Origin of the sequence: Paraburkholderia podalyriae (genome assembly GCF_014397785.1) — a bacterium.
GTDB lineage: Bacteria > Pseudomonadota > Gammaproteobacteria > Burkholderiales > Burkholderiaceae > Paraburkholderia > Paraburkholderia podalyriae.
In genome coordinates this window covers 102,653-128,692 of the sequence record NZ_VZQQ01000013.1, presented here as the reverse complement: position 1 = coordinate 128,692, position 26,040 = coordinate 102,653, and the positions used below count along the sequence as shown (strand labels likewise).

The 26,040-nt window shown below is 62.6% G+C and carries 27 protein-coding genes and 1 pseudogene; 12 read left to right on the top strand and 16 right to left on the bottom strand.

The annotated features are described in order from the left end of the window. Nucleotides 1-109: 109 nt before the first annotated feature. The 8 genes from F6X42_RS17570 to F6X42_RS17535 form a co-directional block, all read right to left on the bottom strand. Nucleotides 110-1,012 (bottom strand): LysR family transcriptional regulator, encoded by a 903-nt coding sequence (locus F6X42_RS17570; protein ID WP_187635436.1) that lies wholly within the window; start codon nucleotides 1,010-1,012, stop codon nucleotides 110-112. Nucleotides 1,013-1,147: 135 nt separating this feature from the next. Beyond that, nucleotides 1,148-2,455 (bottom strand): MFS transporter, encoded by a 1,308-nt coding sequence (locus F6X42_RS17565; RefSeq protein WP_187635435.1) that lies wholly within the window; start codon nucleotides 2,453-2,455, stop codon nucleotides 1,148-1,150. Nucleotides 2,456-2,615: 160 nt separating this feature from the next. Next, nucleotides 2,616-3,536 (bottom strand): LysR family transcriptional regulator, encoded by a 921-nt coding sequence (locus F6X42_RS17560; protein ID WP_187635434.1) that lies wholly within the window; start codon nucleotides 3,534-3,536, stop codon nucleotides 2,616-2,618. Between the two features lie 49 nt (nucleotides 3,537-3,585). Next, nucleotides 3,586-4,299 (bottom strand): EthD domain-containing protein, encoded by a 714-nt coding sequence (locus F6X42_RS17555; protein WP_187635504.1) that lies wholly within the window; start codon nucleotides 4,297-4,299, stop codon nucleotides 3,586-3,588. Nucleotides 4,300-4,301: 2 nt separating this feature from the next. Further along, complete coding sequence (hpaC, locus tag F6X42_RS17550; protein ID WP_187635433.1) at nucleotides 4,302-4,823, bottom strand: 4-hydroxyphenylacetate 3-monooxygenase, reductase component; 522 nt, start codon at nucleotides 4,821-4,823, stop codon at nucleotides 4,302-4,304. Between the two features lie 20 nt (nucleotides 4,824-4,843). Next, entirely contained in the window at nucleotides 4,844-6,061 is a 1,218-nt protein-coding gene (locus F6X42_RS17545; RefSeq protein WP_187635432.1) for an acyl-CoA dehydrogenase family protein, read from the bottom strand. A gap of 35 nt (nucleotides 6,062-6,096) precedes the next feature. Further along, nucleotides 6,097-7,437: an MFS transporter gene (locus F6X42_RS17540; RefSeq protein WP_187635431.1), complete on the bottom strand. Its 1,341-nt coding sequence runs from the start codon at nucleotides 7,435-7,437 to the stop codon at nucleotides 6,097-6,099. Nucleotides 7,438-7,924: 487 nt separating this feature from the next. Further along, the gene (locus tag F6X42_RS17535) at nucleotides 7,925-8,443 is read right to left on the bottom strand and encodes a hypothetical protein (protein WP_187635430.1); all 519 of its coding nucleotides are present in this window, start codon (nucleotides 8,441-8,443) and stop codon (nucleotides 7,925-7,927) included. Between F6X42_RS17535 and F6X42_RS17530 the strand changes: the two genes are divergently transcribed. Next, a complete protein-coding gene (locus tag F6X42_RS17530; RefSeq protein WP_187635509.1) occupies nucleotides 8,415-8,723 on the top strand; it encodes a hypothetical protein in 309 nt (102 codons plus the stop codon). The two genes, F6X42_RS17535 and F6X42_RS17530, sit on opposite strands and share 29 nt — an antisense overlap. On the opposite strand, the gene F6X42_RS17525 is transcribed toward F6X42_RS17530, so the two are convergent. Together F6X42_RS17525 and F6X42_RS17520 are read right to left on the bottom strand one after the other, a co-directional pair. After that, complete coding sequence (locus F6X42_RS17525) at nucleotides 8,693-9,172, bottom strand: nuclear transport factor 2 family protein (RefSeq protein WP_187635429.1); 480 nt, start codon at nucleotides 9,170-9,172, stop codon at nucleotides 8,693-8,695. The genes F6X42_RS17530 and F6X42_RS17525 overlap by 31 nt on opposite strands. Before the next feature lie 13 nt (nucleotides 9,173-9,185). Continuing rightward, nucleotides 9,186-9,851, bottom strand: a complete 666-nt coding sequence (locus F6X42_RS17520; RefSeq protein WP_187635428.1) for a TetR/AcrR family transcriptional regulator — start codon at nucleotides 9,849-9,851, stop codon at nucleotides 9,186-9,188. Nucleotides 9,852-9,973: 122 nt separating this feature from the next. Here F6X42_RS17520 and F6X42_RS17515 point away from each other — a divergent pair, with 122 nt between their 5' ends. Next, nucleotides 9,974-10,624, top strand: a complete 651-nt coding sequence (locus tag F6X42_RS17515; RefSeq protein ID WP_187635427.1) for a YceI family protein — start codon at nucleotides 9,974-9,976, stop codon at nucleotides 10,622-10,624. A gap of 42 nt (nucleotides 10,625-10,666) precedes the next feature. Here the strand turns inward: F6X42_RS17515 and tdh are convergent, their stop codons facing one another. Continuing rightward, nucleotides 10,667-11,698: an L-threonine 3-dehydrogenase gene (tdh, locus tag F6X42_RS17510; RefSeq protein ID WP_187635426.1), complete on the bottom strand. Its 1,032-nt coding sequence runs from the start codon at nucleotides 11,696-11,698 to the stop codon at nucleotides 10,667-10,669. A 27-nt stretch (nucleotides 11,699-11,725) separates the two neighbouring features. After that, nucleotides 11,726-12,931, bottom strand: a complete 1,206-nt coding sequence (locus F6X42_RS17505) for a glycine C-acetyltransferase (RefSeq protein WP_187635425.1) — start codon at nucleotides 12,929-12,931, stop codon at nucleotides 11,726-11,728. Between the two features lie 137 nt (nucleotides 12,932-13,068). Here F6X42_RS17505 and F6X42_RS17500 point away from each other — a divergent pair, with 137 nt between their 5' ends. From F6X42_RS17500 to F6X42_RS17490, 3 genes are all read left to right on the top strand, one after another. Then, nucleotides 13,069-13,716, top strand: a complete 648-nt coding sequence (locus F6X42_RS17500; protein ID WP_376776375.1) for a helix-turn-helix domain-containing protein — start codon at nucleotides 13,069-13,071, stop codon at nucleotides 13,714-13,716. 122 nt (nucleotides 13,717-13,838) lie between these two features. Then, nucleotides 13,839-14,237, top strand: a complete 399-nt coding sequence (locus F6X42_RS17495) for a DUF2471 family protein (protein WP_187635423.1) — start codon at nucleotides 13,839-13,841, stop codon at nucleotides 14,235-14,237. Nucleotides 14,238-14,351: 114 nt separating this feature from the next. Continuing rightward, a complete protein-coding gene (locus F6X42_RS17490; protein WP_187635422.1) occupies nucleotides 14,352-15,434 on the top strand; it encodes a tyrosine-type recombinase/integrase in 1,083 nt (360 codons plus the stop codon). 70 nt (nucleotides 15,435-15,504) lie between these two features. On the opposite strand, the gene F6X42_RS17485 is transcribed toward F6X42_RS17490, so the two are convergent. Beyond that, nucleotides 15,505-16,734 carry a DNA-binding protein gene (locus F6X42_RS17485; protein ID WP_187635421.1) on the bottom strand — a complete coding sequence of 410 codons (1,230 nt, stop codon included), beginning with the start codon at nucleotides 16,732-16,734 and terminating at the stop codon, nucleotides 15,505-15,507. 2,069 nt (nucleotides 16,735-18,803) lie between these two features. Here F6X42_RS17485 and F6X42_RS17480 point away from each other — a divergent pair. Further along, nucleotides 18,804-20,153: a replication initiation protein gene (locus F6X42_RS17480; RefSeq protein WP_187635420.1), complete on the top strand. Its 1,350-nt coding sequence runs from the start codon at nucleotides 18,804-18,806 to the stop codon at nucleotides 20,151-20,153. Nucleotides 20,154-20,214: 61 nt separating this feature from the next. On the opposite strand, the gene F6X42_RS17475 is transcribed toward F6X42_RS17480, so the two are convergent. Together F6X42_RS17475 and parA are read right to left on the bottom strand one after the other, a co-directional pair. Continuing rightward, nucleotides 20,215-21,270 carry a ParB/RepB/Spo0J family partition protein gene (locus F6X42_RS17475; RefSeq protein ID WP_187635419.1) on the bottom strand — a complete coding sequence of 352 codons (1,056 nt, stop codon included), beginning with the start codon at nucleotides 21,268-21,270 and terminating at the stop codon, nucleotides 20,215-20,217. Between the two features lie 24 nt (nucleotides 21,271-21,294). Next, nucleotides 21,295-21,957 (bottom strand): ParA family partition ATPase, encoded by a 663-nt coding sequence (gene parA, locus F6X42_RS17470; RefSeq protein WP_187635418.1) that lies wholly within the window; start codon nucleotides 21,955-21,957, stop codon nucleotides 21,295-21,297. Between the two features lie 720 nt (nucleotides 21,958-22,677). On the opposite strand from parA, the gene arsC reads away from it, so the two are divergent. Next, on the top strand, nucleotides 22,678-23,037 hold the full coding sequence (gene arsC, locus F6X42_RS17465; RefSeq protein WP_187635417.1) for an arsenate reductase (glutaredoxin): 360 nt from the start codon (nucleotides 22,678-22,680) through the stop codon (nucleotides 23,035-23,037). 52 nt (nucleotides 23,038-23,089) lie between these two features. Here the strand turns inward: arsC and F6X42_RS17460 are convergent, their stop codons facing one another. Further along, complete coding sequence (locus F6X42_RS17460) at nucleotides 23,090-24,073, bottom strand: sulfonate ABC transporter substrate-binding protein (RefSeq protein ID WP_187635416.1); 984 nt, start codon at nucleotides 24,071-24,073, stop codon at nucleotides 23,090-23,092. A gap of 295 nt (nucleotides 24,074-24,368) precedes the next feature. Here F6X42_RS17460 and F6X42_RS17455 point away from each other — a divergent pair. The 5 genes and pseudogenes from F6X42_RS17455 to F6X42_RS17435 form a co-directional block, all read left to right on the top strand. Continuing rightward, nucleotides 24,369-24,581 (top strand): annotated as a pseudogene (locus F6X42_RS17455) (GntT/GntP/DsdX family permease); the annotation flags it as partial. Next, nucleotides 24,580-24,717 carry a hypothetical protein gene (locus tag F6X42_RS17450; protein ID WP_187635508.1) on the top strand — a complete coding sequence of 46 codons (138 nt, stop codon included), beginning with the start codon at nucleotides 24,580-24,582 and terminating at the stop codon, nucleotides 24,715-24,717. The pseudogene F6X42_RS17455 and the gene F6X42_RS17450, both read left to right, overlap by 2 nt. Before the next feature lie 329 nt (nucleotides 24,718-25,046). Next, on the top strand, nucleotides 25,047-25,295 hold the full coding sequence (locus tag F6X42_RS17445) for a hypothetical protein (protein WP_187635415.1): 249 nt from the start codon (nucleotides 25,047-25,049) through the stop codon (nucleotides 25,293-25,295). Further along, complete coding sequence (locus tag F6X42_RS17440) at nucleotides 25,286-25,492, top strand: hypothetical protein (protein ID WP_187635414.1); 207 nt, start codon at nucleotides 25,286-25,288, stop codon at nucleotides 25,490-25,492. The genes F6X42_RS17445 and F6X42_RS17440 overlap by 10 nt, the downstream gene beginning before the upstream one ends. Continuing rightward, nucleotides 25,489-25,800, top strand: a complete 312-nt coding sequence (locus tag F6X42_RS17435; RefSeq protein WP_187635413.1) for a hypothetical protein — start codon at nucleotides 25,489-25,491, stop codon at nucleotides 25,798-25,800. Before F6X42_RS17440 ends, F6X42_RS17435 begins: the two co-directional genes overlap by 4 nt. Nucleotides 25,801-26,040 lie beyond the last annotated feature (240 nt).

Here is a 26,040-nt window from a genome sequence, read left to right as displayed (position 1 = left end):
CGAGGGTGCCACCGCAAGAACGCGACGGTCATACCTGGTTTCGCAAAAGACGAAGGGGGTTTGCCTGGCGGTCGAGCGTGTCGACCGGCGGCACTGTGGCCGTCGCGCGTCAGCGCCCGGCCACGCGCCGTCCGGCGATGAGCGCGGCCTCGATGTGGCGCAGCGTCTGCGCCTGCGCATGTCCTTCCACGCAAGACAACACGTAGCTACGCTGATGCCAGTCGCCCGCGAGTTCGGCGACGCCGAGGCCGTCCTCGGGATGGAAGCTGAGCAGCACGTCGGGCGGCATCAGACCGACGCCGAGCCCATGGCGCACGATGGCGAGCATCGTGTCGAATCCGTTGACCAGATAGTCGCAATCGAAGCGGCGGCCGCGGCTGCGAAACGCGCGTTGCACGGCGGCAAGGATCGCCGAGCCCTTGCCGAGGCTGACGAGCGGGAGCTCGAGCAATGCGTCGAGCGCAACGGGCTGTGGATCAACGGCGAAATGTGCGCGACTATACACGAGCACCAGTTGGTCCTCGCGGTAGCGCATTTGCGGCAGGTCGAGAAAGCCGCTCTTTCTTTCGTAGATGCCGATGTCGATCATCTTGTCGCGCAGCATCTGCTGAACGATGCGGCTGTTCTCCTCGATGACCTTCAGCGAGATGCCCGGATAGGTATTCTGGATTGCGGCGATGTCCGCGGCGAGAAACTCAATGATCACGGCTTTCGGCGCGCCGATGACGATGCGTCCATCGAACCCGCTCACGAGCGCCTGCGCCTCGCTTGCGAGCCGGTCCACCAGTGTGTCGACCTGCTGCAGATAGCCGAGCAACTTGCTGCCGGATTCGGTCACTTCCACACCGTGTGGCACGCGCCTGAAGAGCTTCGTGCCGAGCTGCTCCTCGAGATCCGTCACGCGCCGCGATGCCGCCGCCACGGCGAGCCCCAGCCGGTTGGCCGCCCGCGAGATGCTGCCCTCCTCGACCATCGCGACGATGAGACGAACGGTGGTGGTGTCGACTTTCATGCGCTGACATGCGAACCGCGTCTGGGTGGGAGCGCCATGTTACCGCACTCCGTTAGCTCAGACTGCGCGGTCCGTGGCGAACCATCCGCGCGCGCCCTAATCGTTCGAAGGCTTCCACGACAGGCAGGCGAAGCATCACTGCTGACGCGTTTCGTGCGTGAACTTCAGCGTCACGACAGTGATCAGGCTGAGCACGATCAGGAACACGGCCACGGGCCAGTAGGCCTGATAGTGCGCGAGCAGCGCGGTGGCGATCAGCGGCGACAGGCCGCCCGCGAAGATCGACGCGACTTCGTGACCCAGCGCCACGCCGGAATAACGGACCTCGGTGCTGAACAGTTCGCCGACGAGTGCGGGCAGCGTGCCGATCATCGCCCCGTGGCAGACGGCCGTGCCCAGCACGAGCGCGAGCCAGATCAGCGGCGTGGACTGCGCGTTGAGCAGCCAGAAGAACGGGAACGCCATCACCGCGAGCGACACCGCGCCGATCATATACACCGGCTTGCGCCCGATGCGATCCGACAGTTTGCCCCACGCGAGCATCGCGCCCATTTCGACGACCATCGCGAGCATCACGCCTGTCAGCATCACCGAATTCGAAATGCCGACGAACTTGCCGTACACGAGCGAAAACGCGAGAAAGATATAAGCGCCGCCATTTTCGGCGACCCGCAGACCCATCGCCATCAGGATCTCTTTCGGATGACGCTTGATCGCTTCGAGCACCGGCATGTGCGTGGTCTTGCCGGCTTTTTCCGCATTCTCGAAGTCGCGGCTCTCCGGCAGGTTGTGGCGAATGTACACGCCGAGCGCAAAAATCAGAATGCTCGCGAGAAACGGCAGACGCCATCCCCACGCAATGAACTGATCGTGCGGCAACGCTTGCGCCGCGAGGAACGCGCCCGCCGACAGCACGAAGCCACCGCCCACGCCGAGTTGACTCCACGCCGCGAAATAACCGCGCTTTTCGGGCGGCGCATTTTCGCTGATCATCAGCACGCCGCCGCCCCATTCGCCGCCCGACGCGATGCCTTGCAGCAAGCGCAATCCGGCGAGCGCCGCGGGGGCGGCCAGACCGACGTGCTCATAGGTCGGCAACAGCCCGATGCCGAAGGTCGCAAAGCCCATGATCAGCAGCGTCCAGACGAGCGACGCGCGGCGTCCATAGCGGTCGCCGATATGCCCGAACACGATGCCGCCCAGCGGACGCGCGACGAAGCCGATCGCAAACGCGGCAAACGCCCCGATCGTGCCGATCAACGGGTCCGCGTGCGCGGGAAAGAACAGTTGCCCGAGCACGAGCGCAGCCGCGGTGCCGTACACGAAAAAGTCGTACCACTCCATCGCGTTGCCGGCCACCGACGCAATGATGATTTTCCTGAGTGCGCGATCCGACTCTGCCGTGGCGCGCGCGGCCGCGATCGGGGATTGAACGGAGGACATGTCAGCTCGCTTCTGAATTGAGGGGATTGCGGCCTGTCAAACAGGCTTCGCACGATATGCAGTGTCGAGGCGACAGATAGCCGCGTCAAATTAGCCGAAAAGCAGGGCGGGTATCAGTGCAGCTAATATGCCCGGCGTGGTCGGGCACCTGGGGGCAAGCTCAGCCTGCCGGCTGATGAAACATCGCATGGATGGTCTCGCGCAGCCACGCGATGCCGGGGTCCGCCGCGAACTGCGTGTGCGAATGCACCTGGATTTCGATCGGCGGCAGCGAAAACGGCAGCGGCAGAATCCGGAAAGCCTTGCCGCGGTTGAAGCGCTTCGCGATGCTCTTCGGAAAGATCACGGCAAGATCGGTATTCGTCACGATCTCGGGAGCGACGACGAAATGCGGCAGCCGCAGCACGACATCGCGCTTCAGGTTCAACTCGTCGAGCCATTGCTCTACCATCCGATGCCCGGTCGCATTCGTGCTCGCGTAGACGTAGCGCAGCGCGGTCAGATCTTCGCGGCTCGGCTTGGTCTTGCGCAACGGATGACCCGCGCGCACCACGCACACGTGCTCGTCGACGAACAGCGTCTGGCTCACGCAGCCCGCGTCGAGACCCGGCACGTAGCCGAGCGCGAGATCGATTTCGCCAGCGCGCATCGCCGCGCTGACAGACTCGACCGGCACGTTGGTGACCTCGATGCGGATGCCGCGCGCTTCGCGATCGAGCAGCGCGGCGAGCGGCGGCAAGAAATAGAACTCCGACATGTCCGACATCGACACGCGAAACACGCGCCGAGCGCTCGACGGTTCGAACTTCGCCAACTGCTGCACGGCTTCGTTGATGATCGCGAACGCTTGCGCGAGCGGCGGATAGAGGCGGTACGCCGCATCGGTGGGGACCATGCCGCTGGGTGTGCGCGCGAACAGCGGGTCTTCGAACAGAGTGCGCAGACGGCGCAGCGCATGACTGACCGCGGGTTGCGTGAGGCCAAGCCGATCGCCGGCCGCCGTCAGACTGCGCAGGTCCCAGATCGCGAGGAAAACGCGCAGAAGATTCAGATCGGCGACGCCGAGATTCAGCTTGTTCATGCGCAGCTCTCGCAAACGAAGGCTTGTCGCTGGCCGCGCGACGCGCTGGTCAGCATGCCGCGAGGTTACCGTAGATGCTGCGCATTGCAAAATGGGGCGTCGCCCCGCTGTACGCCGGCAGCGCGTGGAAGTCGCGGCGCATCGCATCACGCACCGGCGAGCCGAGCGCATCGGTGAGCGCGGTCGCATCGTCGAACACGACCTTGTTGCGTTGCATCGCGCTCGCGTGCGCGAACGGCAAGCCGCTGCGACTGTCGATGCGCGTGTAGATCTCCAGCTCGCGCAGCGCGGGCAATTGCAGCATCAACGGCGGATGATGCGCGAGATAGTGCGTGAGCCATGCGTTGAAGTCTTGCGCGACGCCTTCGTACGCGACCAGATAGGTGCAGCGTTGCGCGCTCGGTTCAACCGACGCAGCATGCGGCGGAGCAAAGGTACGCACGGCCATCAGCTGCTGCGAAAATGTTTGCGCTTTAAGTTCGGCTCGCATCGTCGACTGCAACGCTTGCACGATCGTGCCGTCGGGCTCGAGTGCGGTTTCGAGCGGCGCGAGTTCGTCGAAGTACCATTGCAGCACGCAGGACGGCGCATCCGCCGCCGGCGCGAGACACGCATCGACCTCCCCCGCGATCGGCTCATGCACGATCAGCTTGCGCAGCCCCGCGACCTGCGTGGCGGCCCGCAGCAATGCGGGCGTGTCCGTCAGCGGCTGCCGCATGTCGCACGTGCCGCACGTGGCGGTGAGAAAGAGGCAGACCTGCATCGTCACGCTGCCTCGCAAGCAGCATCCCCGGAACGCGCAAGCCGGTGGAACTGCCTGCCGAAGTAGACGAGGCCGTCGCCGTCATCGTGTGTGGCGATGCGCTCGATCCGCACGAACATCACCGAGTGCGAGCCCACCGTTTTGCTGTCGACGATCCGTCCTTCGAGACTCGCGAGCGCGTCGCCAAGAACAGGAATGCCGAGCGCGCCCGGCTGCCATGCGCACTGATCGAAACGCGCGTCCATCGAGCAACCCGTGATGCCCGCGAACACGCGCGCCAGGTCCTGGCAGTTCGCGCCGACGATGTTGATGCACACGTTCGCGTTTTCGTGCAGCACGTCATGCACATAGCTCGATCGATTGATGCACACCAGCATGGTCGGCGGCGTATCGGTCACCGAACAGACCGCGCTCGCGGTGATGCCGCAGCGCCCGCGCGGACCATCGGTCGTGATGATGTTGACGGCCGCGCCGAGGCGAGCCATCGCGTTGCGGAAGTGCGTGCGCGTTTCGTCGTGCGTCATGGCAGTCGCTCCTTCGTCGCTCAGGGATAGGGTGTGACCGGCGCAATACCGACGAACAGCGCGCCCGACGCGTCGTACGTCCCCTCGCCGAGAAACGCGTGCTGCGTGACGACGATCGAATCGCGCACCATCCGCTGCATACGGCTCTCGCGATAGATCGCACCGATGCCCGCCAGCTTGTACGCCTGCATGACCACCTCGGCGCACGTGTGCGCGGCATGCGTGGCGGAGAGCCGTAGCAGATTGGCTTCGCTGGGCGACACGGGGTCGCCCGCCATGATCGTGCGCCACGACGTTTGCGCCGACTCGAAGAAGAACGCGCGCGCGCTGCGCAGATTCGCTTCGGCCTGCGCGAGGTCCGAGCGATAGTACGCGCGGTCGGCAAGACGCGGCGCGCCGGTCGTCGTTTTAGTCACGCCCGACATGCCGGCCAGCAGGTCGAGCGCCGCGCGCGCGAGCCCGAGGTTGACCGCCGCATGCACTTGCGCCTGATACGCGACAGCGGGGTACCGGTAGAGCGGCTCGTCGATCAGCGGCACACCGCCGCGCACGAAGGTCCACTGTTCGTCGACGAACTTGTTTTTCAAGCGCAGATCGTGGCTACCGGTGCCCTGCATGCCGACCACGTTCCAGTTATCGACGATCTCGACTTCGCTTGCGGGAAATACGGCCGTGAACGGCTTGCCCGCGTTCGCGTCGCCGAGCTTGCCGGGTGCGCCGCCGATACCGACGCCGATCCAGTCCGCGCCCTTGCAGCCGCTCGCGAAGCGCCATTGACCCGACACGAGGTAGCCGCCGGGCGCGCGCTCGGCCGGTTGTAGCGGATACAAGCCGCCCGCGAAAACCTGGTCCGGACCGGACGCGTAGAGACGAGCCTGGGTCTCGACCGGCAGCGACGCAAGGTACGTGTTCGCGGAGCCAAAGGCCGCGACCCATGCGGTCGAACCATCGACGATCGCGATGCGCTCGAGCATCGCCAGAAACTGCGGTGGCGGCAGCGCGTCGCCGCCGAAGCGTTTCGGCGTGCTCGCGCGGAAAATGCCCGCGCGCTTCATCTTCGCGATCATGTCGCGCGGGACGTGTGAAACCGCATCGAACTCGTCGCGGCGACGCTCGACTTCGATGATGAGTTCATCGAGCGACAACGGGCCCGTGTATTCGGGGTAGTCGTCCTGCGTATCGATGATGCGTGCGTCGGCGGTGCAAGCGCGGGCGCGGGCGGTATGAACGGCGTGCATGCGCGTTACCTCCTGATCCAATGATGTGAACGATGTCATTCGGCTTCCTGACACGCTTTGATGCGCATCGCTTTCGGATAGGTCTCCCGGGCGAGCAGTGTGGCGATCACGGTGATCAGGCCGAGCGCGCCGAGATACAGAGCGACCGGCGTCGCGCTGCGATAGTGCATGAGCAGCGCCGTGGCGATCATCGGCGACAGGCCGCCGCCGAGCACCGAGGCGATTTCGCGCCCGATGCCGAGCCCCGAGAAGCGCAGATGCACCGGCAACAGTTCGCTGATGAACGCGGGCTGCGCGCCTTCGAGGATGCCCAGCGTGACGCTGTTCGCCAGCACGAGGGCCGTGATCACTTTCCAGTATTCGCCGGAGCCGAGCAGCGCAAAGTACGGCCCCGCGACCAGCATCGTCGCGATCGCGCCCGCGAGATACACGGGCTTGCGTCCAACCCTGTCGGTCAGGTAGCCGAAGAACAGCGAGAACGGAATCATCAGCAGCATCGAAAGAGTCAGGCCGCCGAGGATCCAGCTCGACTTCACGCCGAGGAACTGGCCATATGCGATCGAGAACGCGAAGAAGATGTACGACGCACCGCCTTCGCCGAAGCGCAGACCGAAGATCGTCAGCACTTCGCGAGGACATTGCCGCAATGCTTCGATCACCGGCATGCGGCTCTCGTGACGCGCTGCCTTCGCTCGAGCGAACGCGGCACTTTCGCCCACCGAGCGGCGCATCCACAAGCCGAGTGCGACGAGAGCGGCGCTGCAGAGGAACGGAATGCGCCAGCCCCAACTCAGGAAATCAGAAGACGACAGGTTCTGCACCACCAGAAACGCGCCGGTCGACAGCACGAAGCCGAGCGCCGCCCCGCACGGGCTCCATGCGGCAAGCGCGCCGCGCTTCGATTGCGGCGCGTTCTCGTGAATGAGCAGGATGCTGCCGCTCCATTCGCCGCCCGCGGCAAGCCCCTGCACGATGCGCAGACACACGAGCAGCGCCGGCGCGGCGAGGCCGATCTGCTGATAGGTAGGCAGCACGCCCATCAACATCGTGGCCGTGCCCATCGCGAACAGCGTCAGCATCGTCACCAGCTTGCGTCCGTAGCGGTCACCGAGATGTCCGCACAGCACACCGCCGATCGGCCGCGCGATGAAGCCGACCGTGAAGCCGCCGAACGCAGCGATGGTGCCGGTGAGCGGATCGCTGCCGACGGGGAAGAACAGCTTGCCGAATACGAGCGCCGCGGCCGTTCCGTACAGAAAGAAGTCATACCATTCGAGGATTTGACCGAGCACGGCGGTCGTGACCGCGCGTCGTACGCCGCCCGCCACGGCGGCGGATCGGCGTGATCCGGGCGGAGCGCTCAGATCGGAATTCATGGCGTCAGAGTTCATGGCTCAGGGAGAACGAAGATTAAGTTCCCGCATGACGATGGCTTGCGCAGCGGGGCGAATCACATCCGGACGACATGACTGCACGATATGAGCGGCGATAAACGCGGTCAAATTCGAGCCAAAAATGGTCGATATGAATGGCGTGCATGGGCGACGCCCGGCTCGCGCGACGCGCCAATGGTGAGGAGTTCCAGGAGGTGGTGCTAGGGTGAGGATTTACGGGAGCGGCGCGCGGGACGAAATGGGGGGCTGGAAACCGAAGCGCGACCGTTGAGGTGAGGACTTCCAGATGGTGAGGATTTCCAGGAGTCGAGCGAATGACGCTGGCACGCAACAGTGAGGAGTTCCAGGAGATCAGCCTCGCATACGAGGCCTCGCGCCCACGACAATCGGTCGATGCTGGCGAAGCGGGAGCCGTCGGCTCCCGAAAAACCTCACCTGAGGGCGATCGCCCTCATTGCTGACAACTCTGTCAGAACTTTACCTTCAGCTGAAAACCGATCGTAAAGGGCAGGTGATCCGATGGGATCGGCGGAATGATGATGAAGTTCGCGCCGACGCGCTTGTAGTCGACCATCACGATCGGCGCGACCACGGGCCCGATCGTGTGATTGCTCCCAAGGCCCCAGTTGCCGTAGTTGTAGCCGGAGATGATCCCGCCGATCGCCGCGATCCGCACGATGCCCCAATGCGCGAACTCCGGCGCCCATATGCCGCCACCGTAGTAGGACGGCCGACGCAGCGAGTTGCGAAAGCCGCCGGCCGTCAGCGCCCACTGGTTGTTCAGCCAGCACTCGACGCCAAGCCCAGGATTGAACTGCTCGAAGTGCGTATCCGGATCGGGATTGATGTGATACGAGCCGAGCATCGCATCAACCCATACACCGCCGTCACACCAGTTGCCCGCGTGCGCCGCGGAGACCGCCGCGAAGCTTGCGAAAAGCGCCACCGAGGCGCGTCGGATGTTCCTGTTCATCTGCCTGAAGTGCATTTCTTCTCCGTCACCGGTCGAGCGCCGGTGTCATGGTGTTCTGGTGATTCGCGTGCCGACCGTCGCGCACTGTACCCGACGCCGCGCGGTCGCTGTTGAGGACTGGCTCGGCCGGCCGGGCAGGCGACGGGCCCCCGCAGCCGGAACCGCCACGATAACGGAGAACCTATGGCGACGTGATGAACAAGCGGTGAAGAAGTTCGCGGCGCGCATCGAGCGCGCCGTCGGCGATGAACGTGGCAGCAACGTCTACAGACCGAGATCGGACAGGCTGGGATGATCGTCGGGCCGCCGGCCGAGCGGCCAGCGATACAAGCGGTCGGCTTCACGGATCGGCAGATCGTTGATGCTCGCGTGGCGACGCGCCATCAGACCATGCTCGTTGAACTCCCAGTTCTCGTTGCCGTACGAGCGGAACCAGTTGTTCGAATCGTCGTGCCATTCGTATGCGAAGCGCACCGCGATGCGGTTGTCGGTAAACGCCCACAGCTCCTTGATCAGCCGATAGTCGAGCTCCTTCGCCCACTTGCGGCGCAAAAAGCCGACGATCTGCGCGCGGCCATGCACGAATTCGGCGCGATTGCGCCACACGCTATCCGTCGTATAGGCGAGCGAAACGCGCTCGGGTTCGCGCGTGTTCCATGCGTCTTCCGCGGCGCGCACTTTCTGGATCGCTGTATCGCGCGTAAACGGCGGCAGCGGCGGACGGGTTTCGATCGTATCGGCCATGATGGCTCCTCAGTCAGGTTGTGGTGCGCCGGGATGGCGGCCGTTTGGTGGCGGCGGGTCTCGCTGCCGCATCGAGCACGGTTTTGCCTACCGTCCGCGCGTTGAGCGCCGCATCGGCTTCGCCGCTCACGAGCGCCACCGCGATCGCGCCGTCGAGCAGCACAAGCCATTGCCGCGCGAGCGGCACCGCGCGACGCGCATCGATTTGCGCTTCCGCCACAAACGCATCGCATTCGGCACGCACGAAATCGAGCAGCCGGGCCTTGTGTTTGCGCGCGACGACGCGGATCGGATCGTCGGCGGATTCGATTTCACCGGCCGCGCTCAGAAACGCGCAGCCATGAAAATCCGCCGATGCGAACCAGTCGCGCAGCACGTCGAACATGCCGAGCAGGCGTTTGCGCGCGCTGTTGCCGCGTCGTTGCGTGCCAGCGATAAACCAGTTCATCCAGCGCTCGTCGCGCCGTTCGAGCGCGGCTGCGACCAGCGCGTCTTTCGATTCGAAATGCGTGTAGAAGCTTTTGCGCGCGGTGCCGGACTGCCGCACGATTGCATCGACGCCGGTTGCATGGATGCCGCCGGCGTAAATGAGCGCCTCGGCGGCATCGAGCAGCCGCTCGCGCGCAGTGCCGGGCTGGGCCGGGTCGTTCGGATCGGTCGGGGTGGTCTCGCGTGTCATCGACGAAAGGTAGAACGATCATTCTCCTTCGTCAAGTTTTTCTTCGAGCTTCCGCGCGCTGAATACGCTTGCTGCTATCTTGGTGGGAATCGCTGGTCCACCGCTCAACCGGAATCGCTTCGATGAACCTATCCTCCGTTCGCACCACGTGGATACGCGCGCTGCTCGGCGCAACGCTGTTAAGCGCGATGGCCTGCACGCCGATCCAGGTGCTCACGCATTCGGTCAGTCAGAACGAAGCGCGCGTGCCGCCTGGGCGCTACGAGATCGATCCGGACCATACGAGCATCACGTTCGATATCGATCACTTCAAATACACGCGCTTCACGATGCGTTTCGATCGCAAGCAGGGGCAGCTCGACTGGAACGACGGCGGCCTTGAGCGCAGTACGGCGTCGGTCGTGATCGACGCCGCGAGCATCGACACGAACGTGCCGCTGCTCGACAAGATGGTGAAAGGCGACAGCATGCTCGACGTCGCGCGCTATCCGCAGATCCGCTTCGCGAGCACGCGTTTCGAGCGCACCGGCGAAGCGCGCGGCACGCTGAGCGGCGACCTGACGATCCGCGACGTCACGCAGCCGGTCACGCTCGACGTAACCTTCAACGGCTTTGCGCCCGATCCGCTGACGAAGAAAGACACGCTCGGCTTTTCCGCGGACGGTCATTTCAGCCGCGCGAAGTTCGGTCTCGCTACCTGGTATCCCGCCGTCGGCGACGATGTTCACGTGCGCATCCAGGCCGAGTTCGTGAAAACGCCCGCAGGCGCGTAAGCGCGATGCGGGCGTCGGCACATCGAACTACGCCGTCCTCGCTCAGGCAGCGGTCCAGTCGAGAATCACCTTGCCGCTCTCGCCGGAGAGCATCGTCGCGAAAGCCTGCTGATAATCGTCGACCTTGAAATGGTGCGTGAGGATCGGCGACAGATCGAGCCCGCTTTGCAGCATCGCGACCATCTTGTACCAGGTCTCGAACATCTCGCGCCCATAAATGCCCTTGATTTCAAGGCCTTTAAAAATCACCTGGGTCCAGTCGATCGCGGTTTGCGCGGGCGGAATGCCGAGCAATGCGATCTTGCCGCCGTGGTTCATCGCTTCGAGCATGCCCGTAAACGCGCTCGGCACGCCCGACATTTCAAGGCCGACGTCGAAGCCCTCGGCCATGTGCAGGTCGTGCATCACGTCGCGCAACGATTCGCGCGACACGTTCACGGCGCGCGTCGCGCCCATCCTGCGCGCAAGTTCGAGGCGATAGTCGTTGACGTCGGTGATCACGACGTTGCGCGCGCCGACGTGCTTCGCGATCGCGACCGCCATGATGCCGATCGGCCCCGCGCCGGTAATCAGCACGTCCTCGCCGACGAGGTTGAACGACAGCGCCGTATGCGTCGCGTTGCCAAACGGATCGAAGATCGCGGCGAGGTCGTCGGAGATTTCGGGCGGAATCTTGAACGCGTTGAAGGCCGGAATCACCAGGTATTCGGCGAACGCGCCCTCGCGATTCACGCCGACGCCTACCGTGTTGCGGCACAGATGCCGGCGGCCCGCGCGGCAGTTGCGGCAGAAGCCGCAGGTGATGTGGCCTTCGCCCGACACCCGATCGCCAATCGCAAAGCCGCGCACTTCCTGCCCCATCTCGACGATTTCGCCGACGTATTCGTGACCGACGTGCATCGGCACTGGAATCGTCTTTTGCGCCCAGTCGTCCCACTTCCAGATATGAATGTCTGTGCCGCAAATCGCGGTGCGCTTAATACGGATCATCACGTCGTTGTGACCGACTTCGGGCTTCTTTACGTCGGTCAGTGTAAGGCCCGGTCCGCGTTCGAGTTTTGCCAATGCTTTCATCTGCTTCTCCGTTCCAATCACGCGGGACTATGCCGGGATCACGCCGAGCTCGCGGCCGACCCGCGCGAATGCCTCGACCGCGCGATCGATCTGTTCGGGCGTGTGCGCGGCGCTCATTTGCGTGCGGATGCGCGCGCGGCCGCGCGGCACGACCGGAAACGAAAAACCGATCACGTAGACGCCCTGTTTCAGCAGCGCATCGGCCATCTGTCCCGCGAGTTGCGCGTCGCCGAGCATCACCGGAATGATCGGATGTTCGCCCGGCACGAGCGTGAAACCGAGCGCGCTCATCGCGCGGCGAAAGTGCGCGCCGTTTTCACGCACGCGCGCGCGCAACTGCGCGCCTTCATCGCTAGCGAGCAATTCCAGTACCTTCAACGACGCCGCGGCGATGCTCGGCGTCAGCGTGTTCGAGAACAGATACGGACGCGAGCGCTGCCGCAACAGCTCGACGACCTCGTTGCGCGCCGCGACGTAGCCGCCCGATGCGCCGCCGAGCGCCTTGCCGAGCGTGCCGGTAATGATGTCGACGCGCGCCATCACTCCGCAATGCTCGGGCGTGCCGCGGCCGTGTTCGCCGATGAAGCCGACCGCATGCGAGTCGTCGACCATCACCAACGCGCCGTACCTGTCGGCCAGATCGCAGATGCCGGCGAGGTTCGCGATGATGCCGTCCATCGAGAACACGCCGTCGGTCGCGATCAGTTTGAAGCGCGCGCCAGCCGCATCGGCTTCCTGCAGACGCGCTTCGAGATCGGCGAGGTCGTTGTTCCTGTAGCGAAAGCGCTTCGCCTTCGACAGCCGCACACCGTCGATGATGCTCGCATGATTGAGCTCGTCGCTGATGATCGCGTCGTTTTCGTCGAGCAGCGTTTCGAACAGTCCGCCGTTCGCGTCGAAGCAGCTCGAGTAGAGAATGCAGTCGTCGGTTTGCAGGAACGCGGCGAGCGCCGCTTCGAGTTGCTTGTGCACGGTTTGCGTGCCGCAGATGAAACGCACCGACGCCATGCCGAAGCCGTCGCTGTCGAGGCCTTGCCTGGCGGCTTCGATCAGCCGCGCGTCGTTGGCGAGACCGAGATAGTTGTTCGCGCAGAAGTTCAACACATCGCTGCCATCGGCAAGCCGCACGTCGGCCGACTGCGGACTCGCGATCACGCGCTCGCTCTTGTAGAAACCGTCGGCGCGGATCTGTTCGAGGGTACCGCGCAGATGGGCAAGGTATTGGTCACGCATGAACGGCACTCCTGAGGGTGATGGCGCCCGCGTTCGGATGGGCGCGGGAAAGGCGGCCTGTTATAGTCGGCTGTCAGCTTTATCGGATATTTTCGTTTTTTCGAACTAAAATCCGGTATATCGAACAACTCTAAACGATGGGTCAGGAAATGGCAAGTTCGGGTACACGCCGCACGGCGGCCAAAGCGGCGCTCACCTCAGCTACCGCGGCAGCACCGTTGACCACGGCGAGTGCGGCGCCGCCGCGCGTCGGCGAGCAGATTCAGCGGCTGCGCGCGGAGCGGCGCATGACGCTCGACGATCTGTCGCGCGCGGCCGGCGTGTCCAAATCGACGTTGTCGGAAATCGAGCGCGACAAGGCCAATCCGACGATCGCGGTCGCGTGGCGGCTGACCAACGCGCTCGGCGTGAGCCTCGATTCGCTGTTTGCGCCGCCGAAGGCACCTGAAGCAATCGCCGTTTCCGGTCCGCACGATATCCCTACGCTAAGCGGTCATGACGCGAAATACCAGTTACGTGTATGGGGCCCGATCGAGTTGGCCGGTAAGTTCGAGTGGTACGAGTTGACACTTCAGCCGGGCGGGGCGCTGGTGTCGAACGCACACGAGCCCGGCACGCGCGAGCATCTGACCGTGTTGCACGGCTCGATCGAAATCGAGGCGGCCGGCGCGACCAGGCGGCTCAAGGTCGCGGACACCGCGCGCTACGTTGCGGACGAACCGCACGCGATCCGCAACGTCGGCAAGAGCGAAGCGAAAGCGCTGCTGATCGTGATTCACGGCTAGCGCGCCGGCTGACGGGATATCGGCGCGCTGTGGGTGCGAGCTTCGCCGCGCATAGGCCGTTCGGCCAGGTTGCGCCCGATACTGTATGTTTGTACAGTATCGGGTGTCGATTGGAGCCGAGAATGAACAACCTGAAAGCCGACCCTACCGATCAAACGCTCGCCGCGCTGCGCTACCAGACCGCCGCGCGCGATCTCGAACATATCGTGCGCAGCATCGCCGCGCGGTATATCGTCCAACAGGTGCCGCTCACGTGGCGTCTGCTACATGCCATCGAAGCCGAGGCGCTGGCCGATCTCGGCTTTGCAAGCCGGCACGACGCGCTGATGCTCGGGCTGTTCCAGCGCCCGTCCGATCTGCCGTATCCCGAAACCGATGACGGCGTGGATTTCGGGGCGTCCAATGCGCTGCCGGCCGTTTTCGCGTTTGCCGTCAATTCGTACGAGGAAGCGGCGCGCCGGGCGGCGTTGCCACTGATGGTCGATGCGCCTTTAAAGCGCGCCCGGGCGTGGGGCGGCTGATGACGGCATTACGTGCGGATGGATCGGACCTGATCCGTTCGTTGAGGTCGGCTTGCCAGCGGTCAGCGCCTGCACTACGCGGAGCGAGCGGTGCAACTAACAGAAGGAATGCTCATGTCACCACCTCATCTCTCCGACCTCGTTCCACGTCCCGCCCCTGCTACCGATCTGTTCGACCAGCAACGCGAAGACTGGCGTCGCGACCCGCAGGTCGCATTCGATGCGTGGCTCGCGAAGCAGCATTTCCGCCGCTCTTCCGCGTTGGTCTATCAGGCGCAGTGGGGACAGTTTCTGGACTGGCTTGGCGCGCGGCAACAAAGCCTCACGACGGTCGACACGCCCGCGATCGCCGAATTCGTCGCCAGCCTCGAGATTCGCAGAACGCAACGGATCCGTTATTTACGGCTCATCGAGCGCGTGCTCGATCATGTACGCGAGATCGAATCGGCGTCGACCAACCCGGCTCGTTTCATTGCTCAGGACGGGGAAGCCGCGTGGCGCAATGCGCGCGACAATGAGCCCACCGGTTTTCTCACCCATGCGGAACGCACCGCGTTGATCGCGCGGTTGTTCGCGCCATTGCCGGCGTTATCGACCGCGCAGCGCTGGAGAGAGCGACGCGATCGCGCGTTGATCGCCGTGTTTCTGGGTGGCGGACTGAAGACGGGTGAAGCGGGAGCGCTTCCGGTTAGTTGCGCTAGAGAGGGCTCGCCGTGGGTCACGATCGAGTCCGCGAATCCGATGCTGACACGGCGCACGCGGCTCGCGCCGTTCGCCACGGCGATTCTCGACGCCTGGCTCGCCGAACGTCGGCAGACGGAGCTGGCCGGCAATCTGGTATTTCCCGCGTCGCCGTCCGGCCGTCCGATGCACAAGGCGACGATGCTACGTGCGGTGGACGCGCTCGTCGATGCAGCGGGGATTGCGGCATCGCGCCAATCGCGCGCGAGTCCGCAGACCTTGCGCAACACGTTTGCCGCGGATCTTTTCGAGAGCGGAGTGGAAGCCGAACAGGTCGGCCAATGGCTCGGCTTCGTGCAGGCAGTGTCCTCGAACCGGCTATATCGCGCGTGGCAAACGTGGATTGATCAACACGATTCGCCAGCTATAAACGACCCGGATCCGGCGGCTGCGCCATTGGCCGAGCCCCGACGCGACGGGCGTTTGACGAGGAAAACGGAAGCCGGTGAGCGCTGATGAGCCTCACCTTTGAGGTCCCGAATTTCCTCACCTTTGAGGTTTTTTCTGTTCGGTTGGCCGCCTGTCGTTAGCGCATCGTGTCGGCGGTGCGGGACGACGCCGCGGTGGATGCATCGTTTGACAGGAACTGGTTCACAGCCGCGAGCCTCGATTCGCCGAAGCCGGAAGAGTGCTCGCATTCCGGGCACACCAGTTCGAAACGGTGATCGACCTGCGACAGCTCCGGCTCACCTTCCTGACATCTCGGGCAGCGCGCGGGCAGCGTTACGTGGCCATCGGCCGCAGTGCCGATCATCCCCAATTCGTCGCTCGTGAGCCGTCCGTCACTAACCAGCGAGCACAGCAGCACGGCAATGGCCGGATCGATACCCTGCTGGGCACGCAGCGTGGCGACTTCCTTCGTCAGCGCATCGACTTCGTCCGACTGCTCGCGCAACTGCGCGTCGAGCCGGTCCCCGCGCGCCTTGGCGGCGGCAATCTGCTGGATGAACTCGAATTCCTTGCGGCTCGTATCGCGCACGCCGGACTGATAGGTCGCTGCCATGCTGCGTAGCGAATCGAGTTCAACCAGCATGGGCTTGACGCGCCGCTCCGCTTCAGCGACCGCATCCTTGATCTGCTGCGCATAGTGTTCGGTGCTTTGCCGCAATTCGACGTGCAACGCGTCGATCCGATCGCGTAACGCAGCATTGGTGGTCTGTTCGTTTTCGAGCCGTTGCCGCAGCGCATCATTTTCCTGGTCGAGCCGGCGCACGGTTGCCTGCATGCCTTCGAGATGCACGTTGCCGTGCGTCGTTGCGCTCGATAGCTGGGTTTCAAGTGTGCGAACCCGCTCCCAAGCGGCTTCGGCGCGCGCTTCGCTGCGCCTGATGGTGTCGTCGGCCGCATCGCGGCGGGTTTCCGCGTCGCGTACGCGCAGATCGGCGGCGCTGATCTGCGCACGGATCTCTGCACGCTCGACATCGAGCGCCGCTTTGGCTTGCACGAGCGCTTCTTCGAATAGCGCGCCCAACAGTTCCCCGGCGCGATCCTCGAGTGCCTTCGGAATCGCGCCTGCTCCGACTTTAATCCGCGACACGCTACGGATACGTTCCCAGAAATGATCGATGTCTTTCGGGATGTCGCTCGCGCTGCCGGTCTGCGTGAGATCGCGCACGGCCGCCATCGACGGCCGGATGCCGAGATCGAAAAAAAGCCGCTTGCATGCATGCAGCGATAGTTCCTGCCGGCGCACGCCTTGCGCGCGCATGGATTCAAGCTCTTCGCGAATGGCTTGCCGCTCCTGATCCAGATTCATATCTACCTCGATGTGGCTCGAATTGGAGGGATCATAACAATTTACGTAGTATTTGCTACCGATTTATCGGTGGCGCACGGATTGGCGTATACACACGAGCTTTAACCGGCAAATGGCGGCAATAAACGTCCGTGGCCTGGTTCTTTCCGTGAAACAAAACGAAGAATAGCTAATAAGCCATTGTATTAGAAGCGCTTTGCTCGACATGTGGACGATCGCGCACTGTTTCACGCGTGATCAACAATGGCTGCGGGTGTTTAGGACCCGTGTTCACGGGGCTCGCGGGGTGAAAAGGCTTGAGAGTAATAAAAGTAAACACCTTTGAACCCTAGTTAAAAACGTTAACGCTTCGGCAAACCTATGCCTGGCACGGCTTTCGGCCCGACAAGGTGAAGCCTTACGGGAGACTGGGTGAGAGTCTGCGGGAAACTCGAGTGATGGGGTTCGGGGGGCTCGGTGAGCGGGTCCGGGACGGAACGTGAGTGGGTTCAGGAAACGCTGTATACACAGCGTTTGGGCAAAGGTGAGGTTTTGCGGGACTTCAAAGCCGCGAAGCGCCCGACAGCGCTCGAAAGTCCTTGCCCGGTATGGCCGGCACCAAGGTGAGCGCTTTCAGGAGGCTCGCGAGCGTGGTTTTTTGGGGGCGTTTTGGTGCGGTTAACTGCTTTGGTGAGCCGCCACGGGAGAAAACGTGAAACGAGGGTGAGATGTTACGGGTGTGTGGGCCAATTTTGCCTTTTTTTTGAGCATTCACAGCGCTGAGGTGAGATTTTACGGGAGCGCACGTGGGTCGCGACGCATCGATTGCATGAAAGAGGGGCCGGCTCGAACCGCTGGCGGCGGGAAAGGTGAGGGGATTCGGGAGGCGGGTAATGGACCGGTTCAGAAAGCTGATTTGGCCGGCGATTCCGTCAAAGGTGAGGCTTTTCGGGAGGCTTAGGACGGTGTTTTTTGCGTTGAGGTGAGGAAATTCGGGACCCAAATGGGAGCTGCGGGCTGGAGATCCCCGCGTGATGGCGAATTGCGAATGCAAGTAAACCTGGCGTCTGATCGCCAAGGTGAGATTTTCCGGGAGATTCGGGCCGAGGAAATAAAAAGTGCTGCGGTGCGAAAAACAGGCTCTAGGTGAGATTTTGCGGGAGTACCCGTCGTTCGAGCGTCGGCCTCGAACGTCGTAACTCCGTGAAATCATTGGAGTTTTTCCTGTATGGCGGCAAAGGTGAGGGTTTTCAGGAGGTCTCTGGACTGATGCGCTTGTGCCTCCTGAAACGCCGAAGGTGAGGACTTTTCAGAAGGTCGCATGAGGAAGTGCGGTACCGGCGCGACATCAGCGCATGTCATGTCGCGCTGCTCCGTGGTGCTACGGTGAGCTTTTTCGGGGGCGGTCGAGTGGTGAGCGCTTGCGTGTGGCTCGATCTCGCCATTGCAGCAGTTGCGGACCAAGTGCGAAGTCTCATTTTCCCGCCGTGCGAATGAGCCTCGGTTGGTAAAAGGAAGACCGATGGTTTGTGCGGGCAGGCTCTTGGCGCTGAGGACTCAATCGTCAGGATAGGCACCTGACGTAATCGCGCGGAGCCACCGACGATGGGGAAACCTGACGTACTGAAGACCGCTGACGAGGCGCTGGGCCGTGCGTCGGACCGTACCGGGAGTCGCGTGAATGGCCGGTTCCCGCTGATGAGACAGCGCGCTCAGTAACCGGGTTTGTCAATACTGCGCAGGCATTCCATCGACGCCAAGCCGCTCGACGAAGTCATCACCCGCCACGCACACCACCCGTCGACACCACATATCGAAAAAATCCGCGAAAATTTTGGAGGTGAGGAGATTCGGGATCGAATGCTCTCCGTTCCCGCATGCAGCGAAACTCGCCGGATTCGCAAACGCCGCGACCGGCAAGGAGAGGCCGATCCTGGCCGCACGCAGCCGAGGTGAGGGTTTTCGGGAACTGCTCGAGGTGAGTTGCGCTCCGTAAACTCGCTTCACCGGCAATGGTGAGGTGGGCGCTATAGACGCGTATCACCACAGCCGGTATGCTCTCGCGAAATCCCCCCTCCTCACCCCGACGCATGGCCACGAAGCGCGCGAAAAAGACCGATGTTGTCAGCCCGAGCTCGGCTGAGCTGCGCAAAGCCGTCGAGGCGATCGCGATCCAGCCCAAGAGCGGCAAGATCACGCTGCTCACGCGCAAGCTTTTTAACGTGCTGCTCGCGGTGGCCCAGCAAGCGGATGAGTCGGGCGACACATATCGAGCGCTGCTGTCCGACATCGTCGCCAATTCCGCGTTCGATTCCAATGACACCGCGCTCGTCAAGGAGCACCTGCGGCGCATGGTGTCGGTGCAGGTCGAGTGGAGCACCGGCACCTCGAGTCAGAAGCCCGGCCGCAAATGGGGTATTTCAACGCTGATCGCGGATGCGGAAATTCTCGAAGATCCGACCACGCGCCGCGTGTGGGTCGAATTTTCGTTTGCGCCGAAGATCAAGAAGAAGCTGCTCGATCCGGTTCAGTATGCGCGGCTGAGTCTGCAGTTCCAAAGCCAGCTGCGCAGTAGCGCGGGCCTTGCGCTCTACGAGATCTGCGTGCGCTACCTGACCAACCCGAGCCATCTGACGATGCGCGAGACCTGGGAATGGTGGCGGCCGATTCTATCGGGCACGCCGGATACCGAAGCCGGCGACGAAGCGAAGCGCGAGTACAAGTATTTCAAGCGCGATTATCTGCGCCCGGCGATTGCCGAGGTCAACGCGGTCACGAACATTTTTGTCGAGCTGATCGAGCATCGCGAGGGTCGGCGCGTTGCCGAGATCCAGTTCCGCGTGACCGAACGGAAGCAGCCGATGCTTGCGCTCGACGAACATCCGAACGTGTTCGACAGCACGCTCGTCGACCGGATGGTGAAGATCGGCATTCCGCTCAAAGAAGCGCAGACGCTTTACGCGGACAGCGAGGAGAACCGGATCCGCGCCGCGCTGCAGATGACCGAGCAGCGCATGCGCAGCACGTCGCTGCCGCCGGTGCGCAGCGCGCCGGCGCTGTTCAAGGATGCGTTGAAGAAAGGCTACGCGCCGCCGGTCGAGGCGCTGCCATCGGGCGGTGGCGCGGGCAAGGCCGCGGCGTCACCGCCCGACGATCTGAAGGCGCGTCTGCTCGGCGAATACTCCGCTTACCGTCGCAAGCAGGCCTACGAGTTATACAACGAGCAGGGCGAGTCGGAGCGCGATATCGCGCGGCAGTCGTTCGAGGAAGAGGAATTGCCGGGGCTCGGCACGCACATGCGTGACGATTGGCGGCGACGCGGGCTCGACTCGAAGATCGTCGAAACGGCGTTCTTCGACTGGCTCGCGCGCAGGACCTGGGGCGAACCGACCGATGGCGATCTGCTCGCCTTTACGCTGAATCAGTCGCGCGCGGCCTGATGGGTCAATAACGGCCTTTAAACTCGAGGCGGTGCGGTGGACGCGCACCGCCCCTCACGTCTTACTTCAGCATCTTCTCGATCTGCCGCAGGATGTCGTCGCGCTTTTCACGCGTGAGGCCTTTCAGGCGCAACTCGAGCCGGTCGTCCCCGTACGACTTCAGATCGCCCACCGACACACCGCCAAGCTTGATTTCCAGACGTTGCGCATAGCGCTGCCGGCCCGCCGGTTTGACGCTTTCCTGCGCGCTCGCTCGACCTTTGACGATGTCGGCGACCTGGCGTGTGCTCAGATCGTCGGAAACGATCCGGTTGATCAGTCGCAGCGTCGCGTCCGCGCCGCGAGCCGTGTGATAGCGGCCCACCTGATACGCCATGTTCGATCCGAAGCGGTCCGGGCGCGCGACCATCTCCTGCATCACGGTTTCCGGAAGCTTGGCGATGGACAGCGCGACTGCGACCGTCGATTCGTCGAGTCCGAGGTGTTCGGCCAGTTCCTTCTGACTCTGGAAATGCCGCTCGTCGAGAAAGCGTCGCCAGACGACCGCGTTGTCGAACACCGTCTGCGAGTCGCGCTGCACGTTGAGGTCGTAACCTAGCTTGTAGCTCTGGATGCCGATCGGCACATCGATGACGATCGCTTTCACCGACTCCTTGTTTGCTTCTTTCAGCGCGCGCACGCGTCGACCGCCGTCACTGACGAAGTAGGTGCCAGGGTTGTCGTAGTCGGGAATGACGTGAATCGCCTGCTGCTGCCCCTGCTTCGCCAGATTGACGGCGAGTTCCGCAATCGACGACTTCACATAGAAGTGCCGTGGATTGAACGGGCTCGGCTTGATGGTTTTGAGCGCCAGTTCGATGACCTGCCCGGGACGATAGCCGTGCTCGAGCCGCCATGCGCGGTAGGCCGCCGATTCGTTGTCCGGATCAGGGATCTCGGCGTCCTGCAGACGCGAGGGCACGATGGCCGGAATCGGACGCCCGGCGATGGCGGGAGCTTTCGACTCGTTTCCGACCAGGCCGTCGATCGCATTCAGACGGTCGAGCGCGGTGCGCTTCTCGCTGCTGGTCGTGTCAGGACGTGCTTGAAAGCCTTTGGCGAACTGGGACGGTTTCATTCAGGGTCCTTTATGCGCATAAATTCACGGGAGCAAGGCGGCGATCTCGTTCGCGCACGCCCGTACTTCGAGCGCGGCGAGTTTCGCGCCGCGGTCGTTCATCTGAAGCACCGTTTGCCCTAACGCCATTGCCTGCTTGTAGGCCTCGCGCGTGGGAATCTGGGTCTTGAGGAGAGGAAAGCCGAGTTCTTCCAAAGCGCGCTTCAGTTCGCGCGTCAGCATCCGTTTCTCTTCGGTCTTGTTGAGCAGGAACACGGCGCGTAGGTCTTCATTCATGACCTGCGCTTGCTGGACCAACTTGACGAGGCCGATGCTCGACCAGTAATCGGCGGGAGACGACGACGTTGGAATCACCGCGACGCTCGCCGCCAGCAGAACGACGCCGGAGACTTTTTCGGTGATGGAGGGCGGGCAGTCGACGACGATGATGTCGTAATCAGCCACGAACTTCTTGATCTCGCGATGGATCTGGCTGCCTGCTTCGGACAGGTTGACCACCGCGAATGGAATGCCGGTGTCGCCGTCGGACGCAGCGCTGGCCCAGTGAATCAGGGTGTTTTGGCCATCCGCGTCGACGACGAGAACGCGTTTGCCTTTCTCGTGAAATGCGGCGCCGAGATGCATCGCGATGGTGCTCTTCCCGACTCCGCCTTTCTGCTGTGTTACCGCGATGATTTCTGCCGCCAAATTTCACCTCCTCTTTTTAGACGCAAATGGATTTTACCTGGTTGAATTGCTATTTCAAATGATTTAAGTACGCGAAATTCCGAAATAGGCCATTCGGCAAAGGGTTTATGCGCATAAAGAGGCATCGGAGTCAGGCAGGGGTTCTTGCGTGATAGGCGACGAAGTGTGGACTGAGGTTCAGGCGTGGCTGATCGCTGTCTGGCGGCGGAGAAGGGAGAGGAATGAATGCTCGCGTACTGCGTGCTCAGTTGCCGCCGACTGTCCGCGATTCTCGGCTGACCCGTTGTGAAAAAGGAGCGCGCGCATCTGAGCGACCGCGGCGGTGCCAGACTTTATGCGCATAAAGCTCGGATGGCAAACGGCGCGCAGGGGAGCATTCGCCACGGACTCGCTCAACGCCGCTCCTCACCGGAGTTGGCGGTAACTGGGAGCCGTGTCGCCGACGCTTCACCGGCGCATGTGTTCATGTTGTCGTTTGTATTGCGCCTGCCCGAGCGAATCGCAAGCGCCGCTAGAGCTCCGGTTGCGAATGTTAGGCGGTTCCCACTCACCTCGAAAGCAGCCCCGGTTTATGCGCATAAACCGCCACCCTGCACCGATCGTTCAAACAGCGCGCATGCCGAAAGTCATCCCGTGCGATGTCGTCAGGTCACCCGCTAAAATTGCGCAACCTCCTAACCGTCACAGCTACCTTCAACGCAACAAGCCCAGAGCCCAGCCATGATCACCATCTACCACAACCCCCGCTGCTCCAAATCGCGCGCGGCTTACGAACTTGTCGCGAACAGCTACAACTCCGCAAACGAAGCGACGGAAATCGTTGAGTATCTGAAGGCGCCGCTCACCGTCGCGGAGCTCAAAAGTCTCAACGCTCAACTTGGCTGCCCCGTCCGCGAAATGATCCGCGACACCGAAGCTGAATATAAGGAGCTGAGTCTTGCCGATCCAGCGTTGACGGACCTCCAGCTCTACGAAGCATTGGCGAAGCATCCGATTCTGTTGCAACGCCCGATCGTCGTCAGGAACGGGCGGGCCGTCATCGGCCGCCCGCCGGAAAATGTCGCAGCGCTTTTCGCCTGACCGCGAGACCACCGAACGGAACGATACGCGCAAGCAGTCTCGACCTGCTTCGCTACGCTTTATCCGACAGCGCGGCATCCTTGGTGACGATCTTCGTCGGAATCAGGTGCAGTTCGGTGAACGTATTCGCGATGCGCTGCTGCTCGGCGAGCACGTTCGCGTCGACGGGCTTGTAGATGTGTGCGTAATGGCGCAAGCCCGATTCGATCACGCTCGCGTCGAGCCCTTGAATCGGCGCGAGTTGTGCGGCGGCCTCACTGTAATGGCTGCGCACCCACTGCCCTTCCTTGCCCACTTCATCGATCACGATCGCCAGGATCTCGCCGTTCTGTTGCGCGAATGGCCGCGCGCTCAGAAAGAACTGGTGGTGACTCACGATACCCTCAGCATCGGCGAGCAGCCGCGCGTTCGTCTGCCGTTTCGCGGCTTCGAGGAATGGATCCCAGATCGCCCAGGCATCGACAGCACCGCGCTCGAAGGCCGCGCGCGCATCAGCGGGCGGCAAGTAAACGGGTTGAATCTCGTTGAACTTCACGCCGTTCTTCTGCAGCGCGGCGACGAGAAACCAGTGCACATCCGAGCCCTTGTTCAGCGCAATCTTCTTTCCCTTCAGATCGGCCAATGTCCTGATTGGCGCATCGAGATGCGCGAGGATGCCTTCGGCGTGCGGTGTCGGAATTTCATACGCGGTATAGACGAAATTGGCGCCAGCGGCCTGCGCGAACACGGGCGGCGCTTCGCCCACATAGCCGAAGTCGATTGCACCGACGTTTAGCCCTTCCAGCAATTGCGGACCAGCCGGAAACTCGGTCCATTTGACTGCGATGCCGAGTGGAGCCAGCCGTTTTTCGAGCGTGCCGTGCGCCTTCAACAATACGAGGGTGCTCGCGGCTTTCTGGTACCCGATGCAAAGCTCTTTTGCATGTTCATCGGCGGCAAATGCGTCGGCGGAAAAGACAGGCACCGCGGCAGCGGCCAGCGTTGCACCTACGCCGGCAAGAAATGTACGGCGCGTCAGCAGCGGATCGCGGGGCATGAGAATACTCATTGAAAAAGAATTTGACGAACGCCAAAAGATGGTCCGATTGGCTCAGACAATAATTCGTCTGCCGGCCTGGACGAACCGATAAATTCGCATAAGCAAATCATGCTGGCGTAGCAAAGCATTGCCCAACGCCCGATCTATCCCCTCCCGCCACAATCGACCGGCAAAAAAGCGCCCGCGCGACAACCTGCTCGTGACTGCATCGATCGACTGAAAACGAAGAGAGAAAAACGCTACCGTGCCTTTAACGACAACACTGACACCGTAGGCCGCCCATGACACCCAACTGATCCTGTCGTGCGCGCTTGGACTCGCACTGATCATCATCTTCATCAGCGTGCTGAAGCTCGCGCCGTTCCTCTCGATCCTGGTCGGCACGTTCGCCGCTGGCTTCGCGGCCGGCCTGCCGCTCGAAGCGGTCGCGAGCGCGTTCAGCAAAGGCGGCCGCGCGTTGCTCGGCGATGTCGGCATCATCATTGTGCTGGGCGCGATGCTCGGTGAACGAAAAGAAGGACCTCAAGAGTCGCCTGGTAATCGGCATGAAGCGCGATGGCCGGCGCGAGTACGATAAAGGCGCACTGGAAGAACTCGTCGAGAAGTGCCTGAAGTCGGGCGTGTCGATCGCTGGCAAATGAGGATGATGTTAATCCGAACCAGTTGCGCAAATGGATTGCACAGTACCAGCAGCGACAACAGGCTCGAGCCCTGATGCTTGTCGACGGTGCAGCGATCGACATGGTACCCAGCGGAATGCGAGCGATCGAGTCGTCGCAGTCGGCTTTTGTGCCGGTCGTTTCGACGCCGCCGTCGACATTGCCCACATCGTCCCCACAGTCGACGACGCTCGCGTTGCATGTGTGCCTATCGAACGACGTCGAGTTCGATCTGTCGAACTGTCGATGCGATTGAACCCGATTGATCCTCGCTCAGTTGAACACGTGATCGGCATGCCTGTCCAACCAGCATGCCGATCAAGGTCGCCATCACGGTCGACAAACTCAATGCGTTTCTCGCGATACGCGAGGAGTACGGTTCGCTTCAACGCGAGCACGAAGAGGTCCGCAGCGCGCTGTGCCTCGTGACCGTGGAACGCGATTTCGCCGAAGAACGGCTCCTGTCTACCGACGCGAACTGTTCGGCGCAAAAAAGCGAGGCGGGCCTCCGGAACAGCCTGGCCTGTTCGACGAAGCCGAATTGCTCGGCATGGGACTGACCTACCTGCGCGCCCAGTGGCCGAAGCTGATCCGCTGCGTTGAGAACGACGACTGGCCCATCGAACAATCCCCGCAAAAGCGCGATTGGCCCGTTCCGCGTCGGGCGCCGCGCGTGGTTGTTCTCGGACAATGTCGACGGGGCCTGATGAGCATCGCTGATCTCGATCGTCACCACACCCACCGGAGGAAAATATGACCGAACCGAAACAGATCAAGGCGTATATCCAGGATGCGTCAGGTCAGTTGCTGCCTCTTACTGCGGATTCACTCATTCTCGAATTCCCGTCCGGCGAATCCTTGGAGGTCGCTTGGGACGCACCGCATCCTGACGACCCCCGCCCAGTTTGCGCGCAAGTATGGGGTGGGCGTCGCGTGCCTGACGTTCAGACAGACGCCGATTTCAATGCAGTGAAACGCCGAACAACTCCGGTCGCGATCTTACCGTCAGCAGGGAACCTTGTGCTGGTTCATCCTTACTCGTTCAGCAAACACGAGCACGATTAGAATTCCCTGTCCGTCGAGCACGGCGCCTCTCAAATGAATGCCCTCTGAGAGACGCCAAGGATGGATCGCATACGCAGGCTTTGCTGGTGTGATCGGTGTTGCAGACGCTCGTACTTTGGAGCGCGTTGACGTGACGACGGCGCGAACAACGGCGTCGCCCTTCTTCGCCTCGTGTTGACGACGCACGCAGGCAAGCCGCCCGGCGAGCGCTGAACTGCGGCGCGGTAAAGCCGCGAAGCG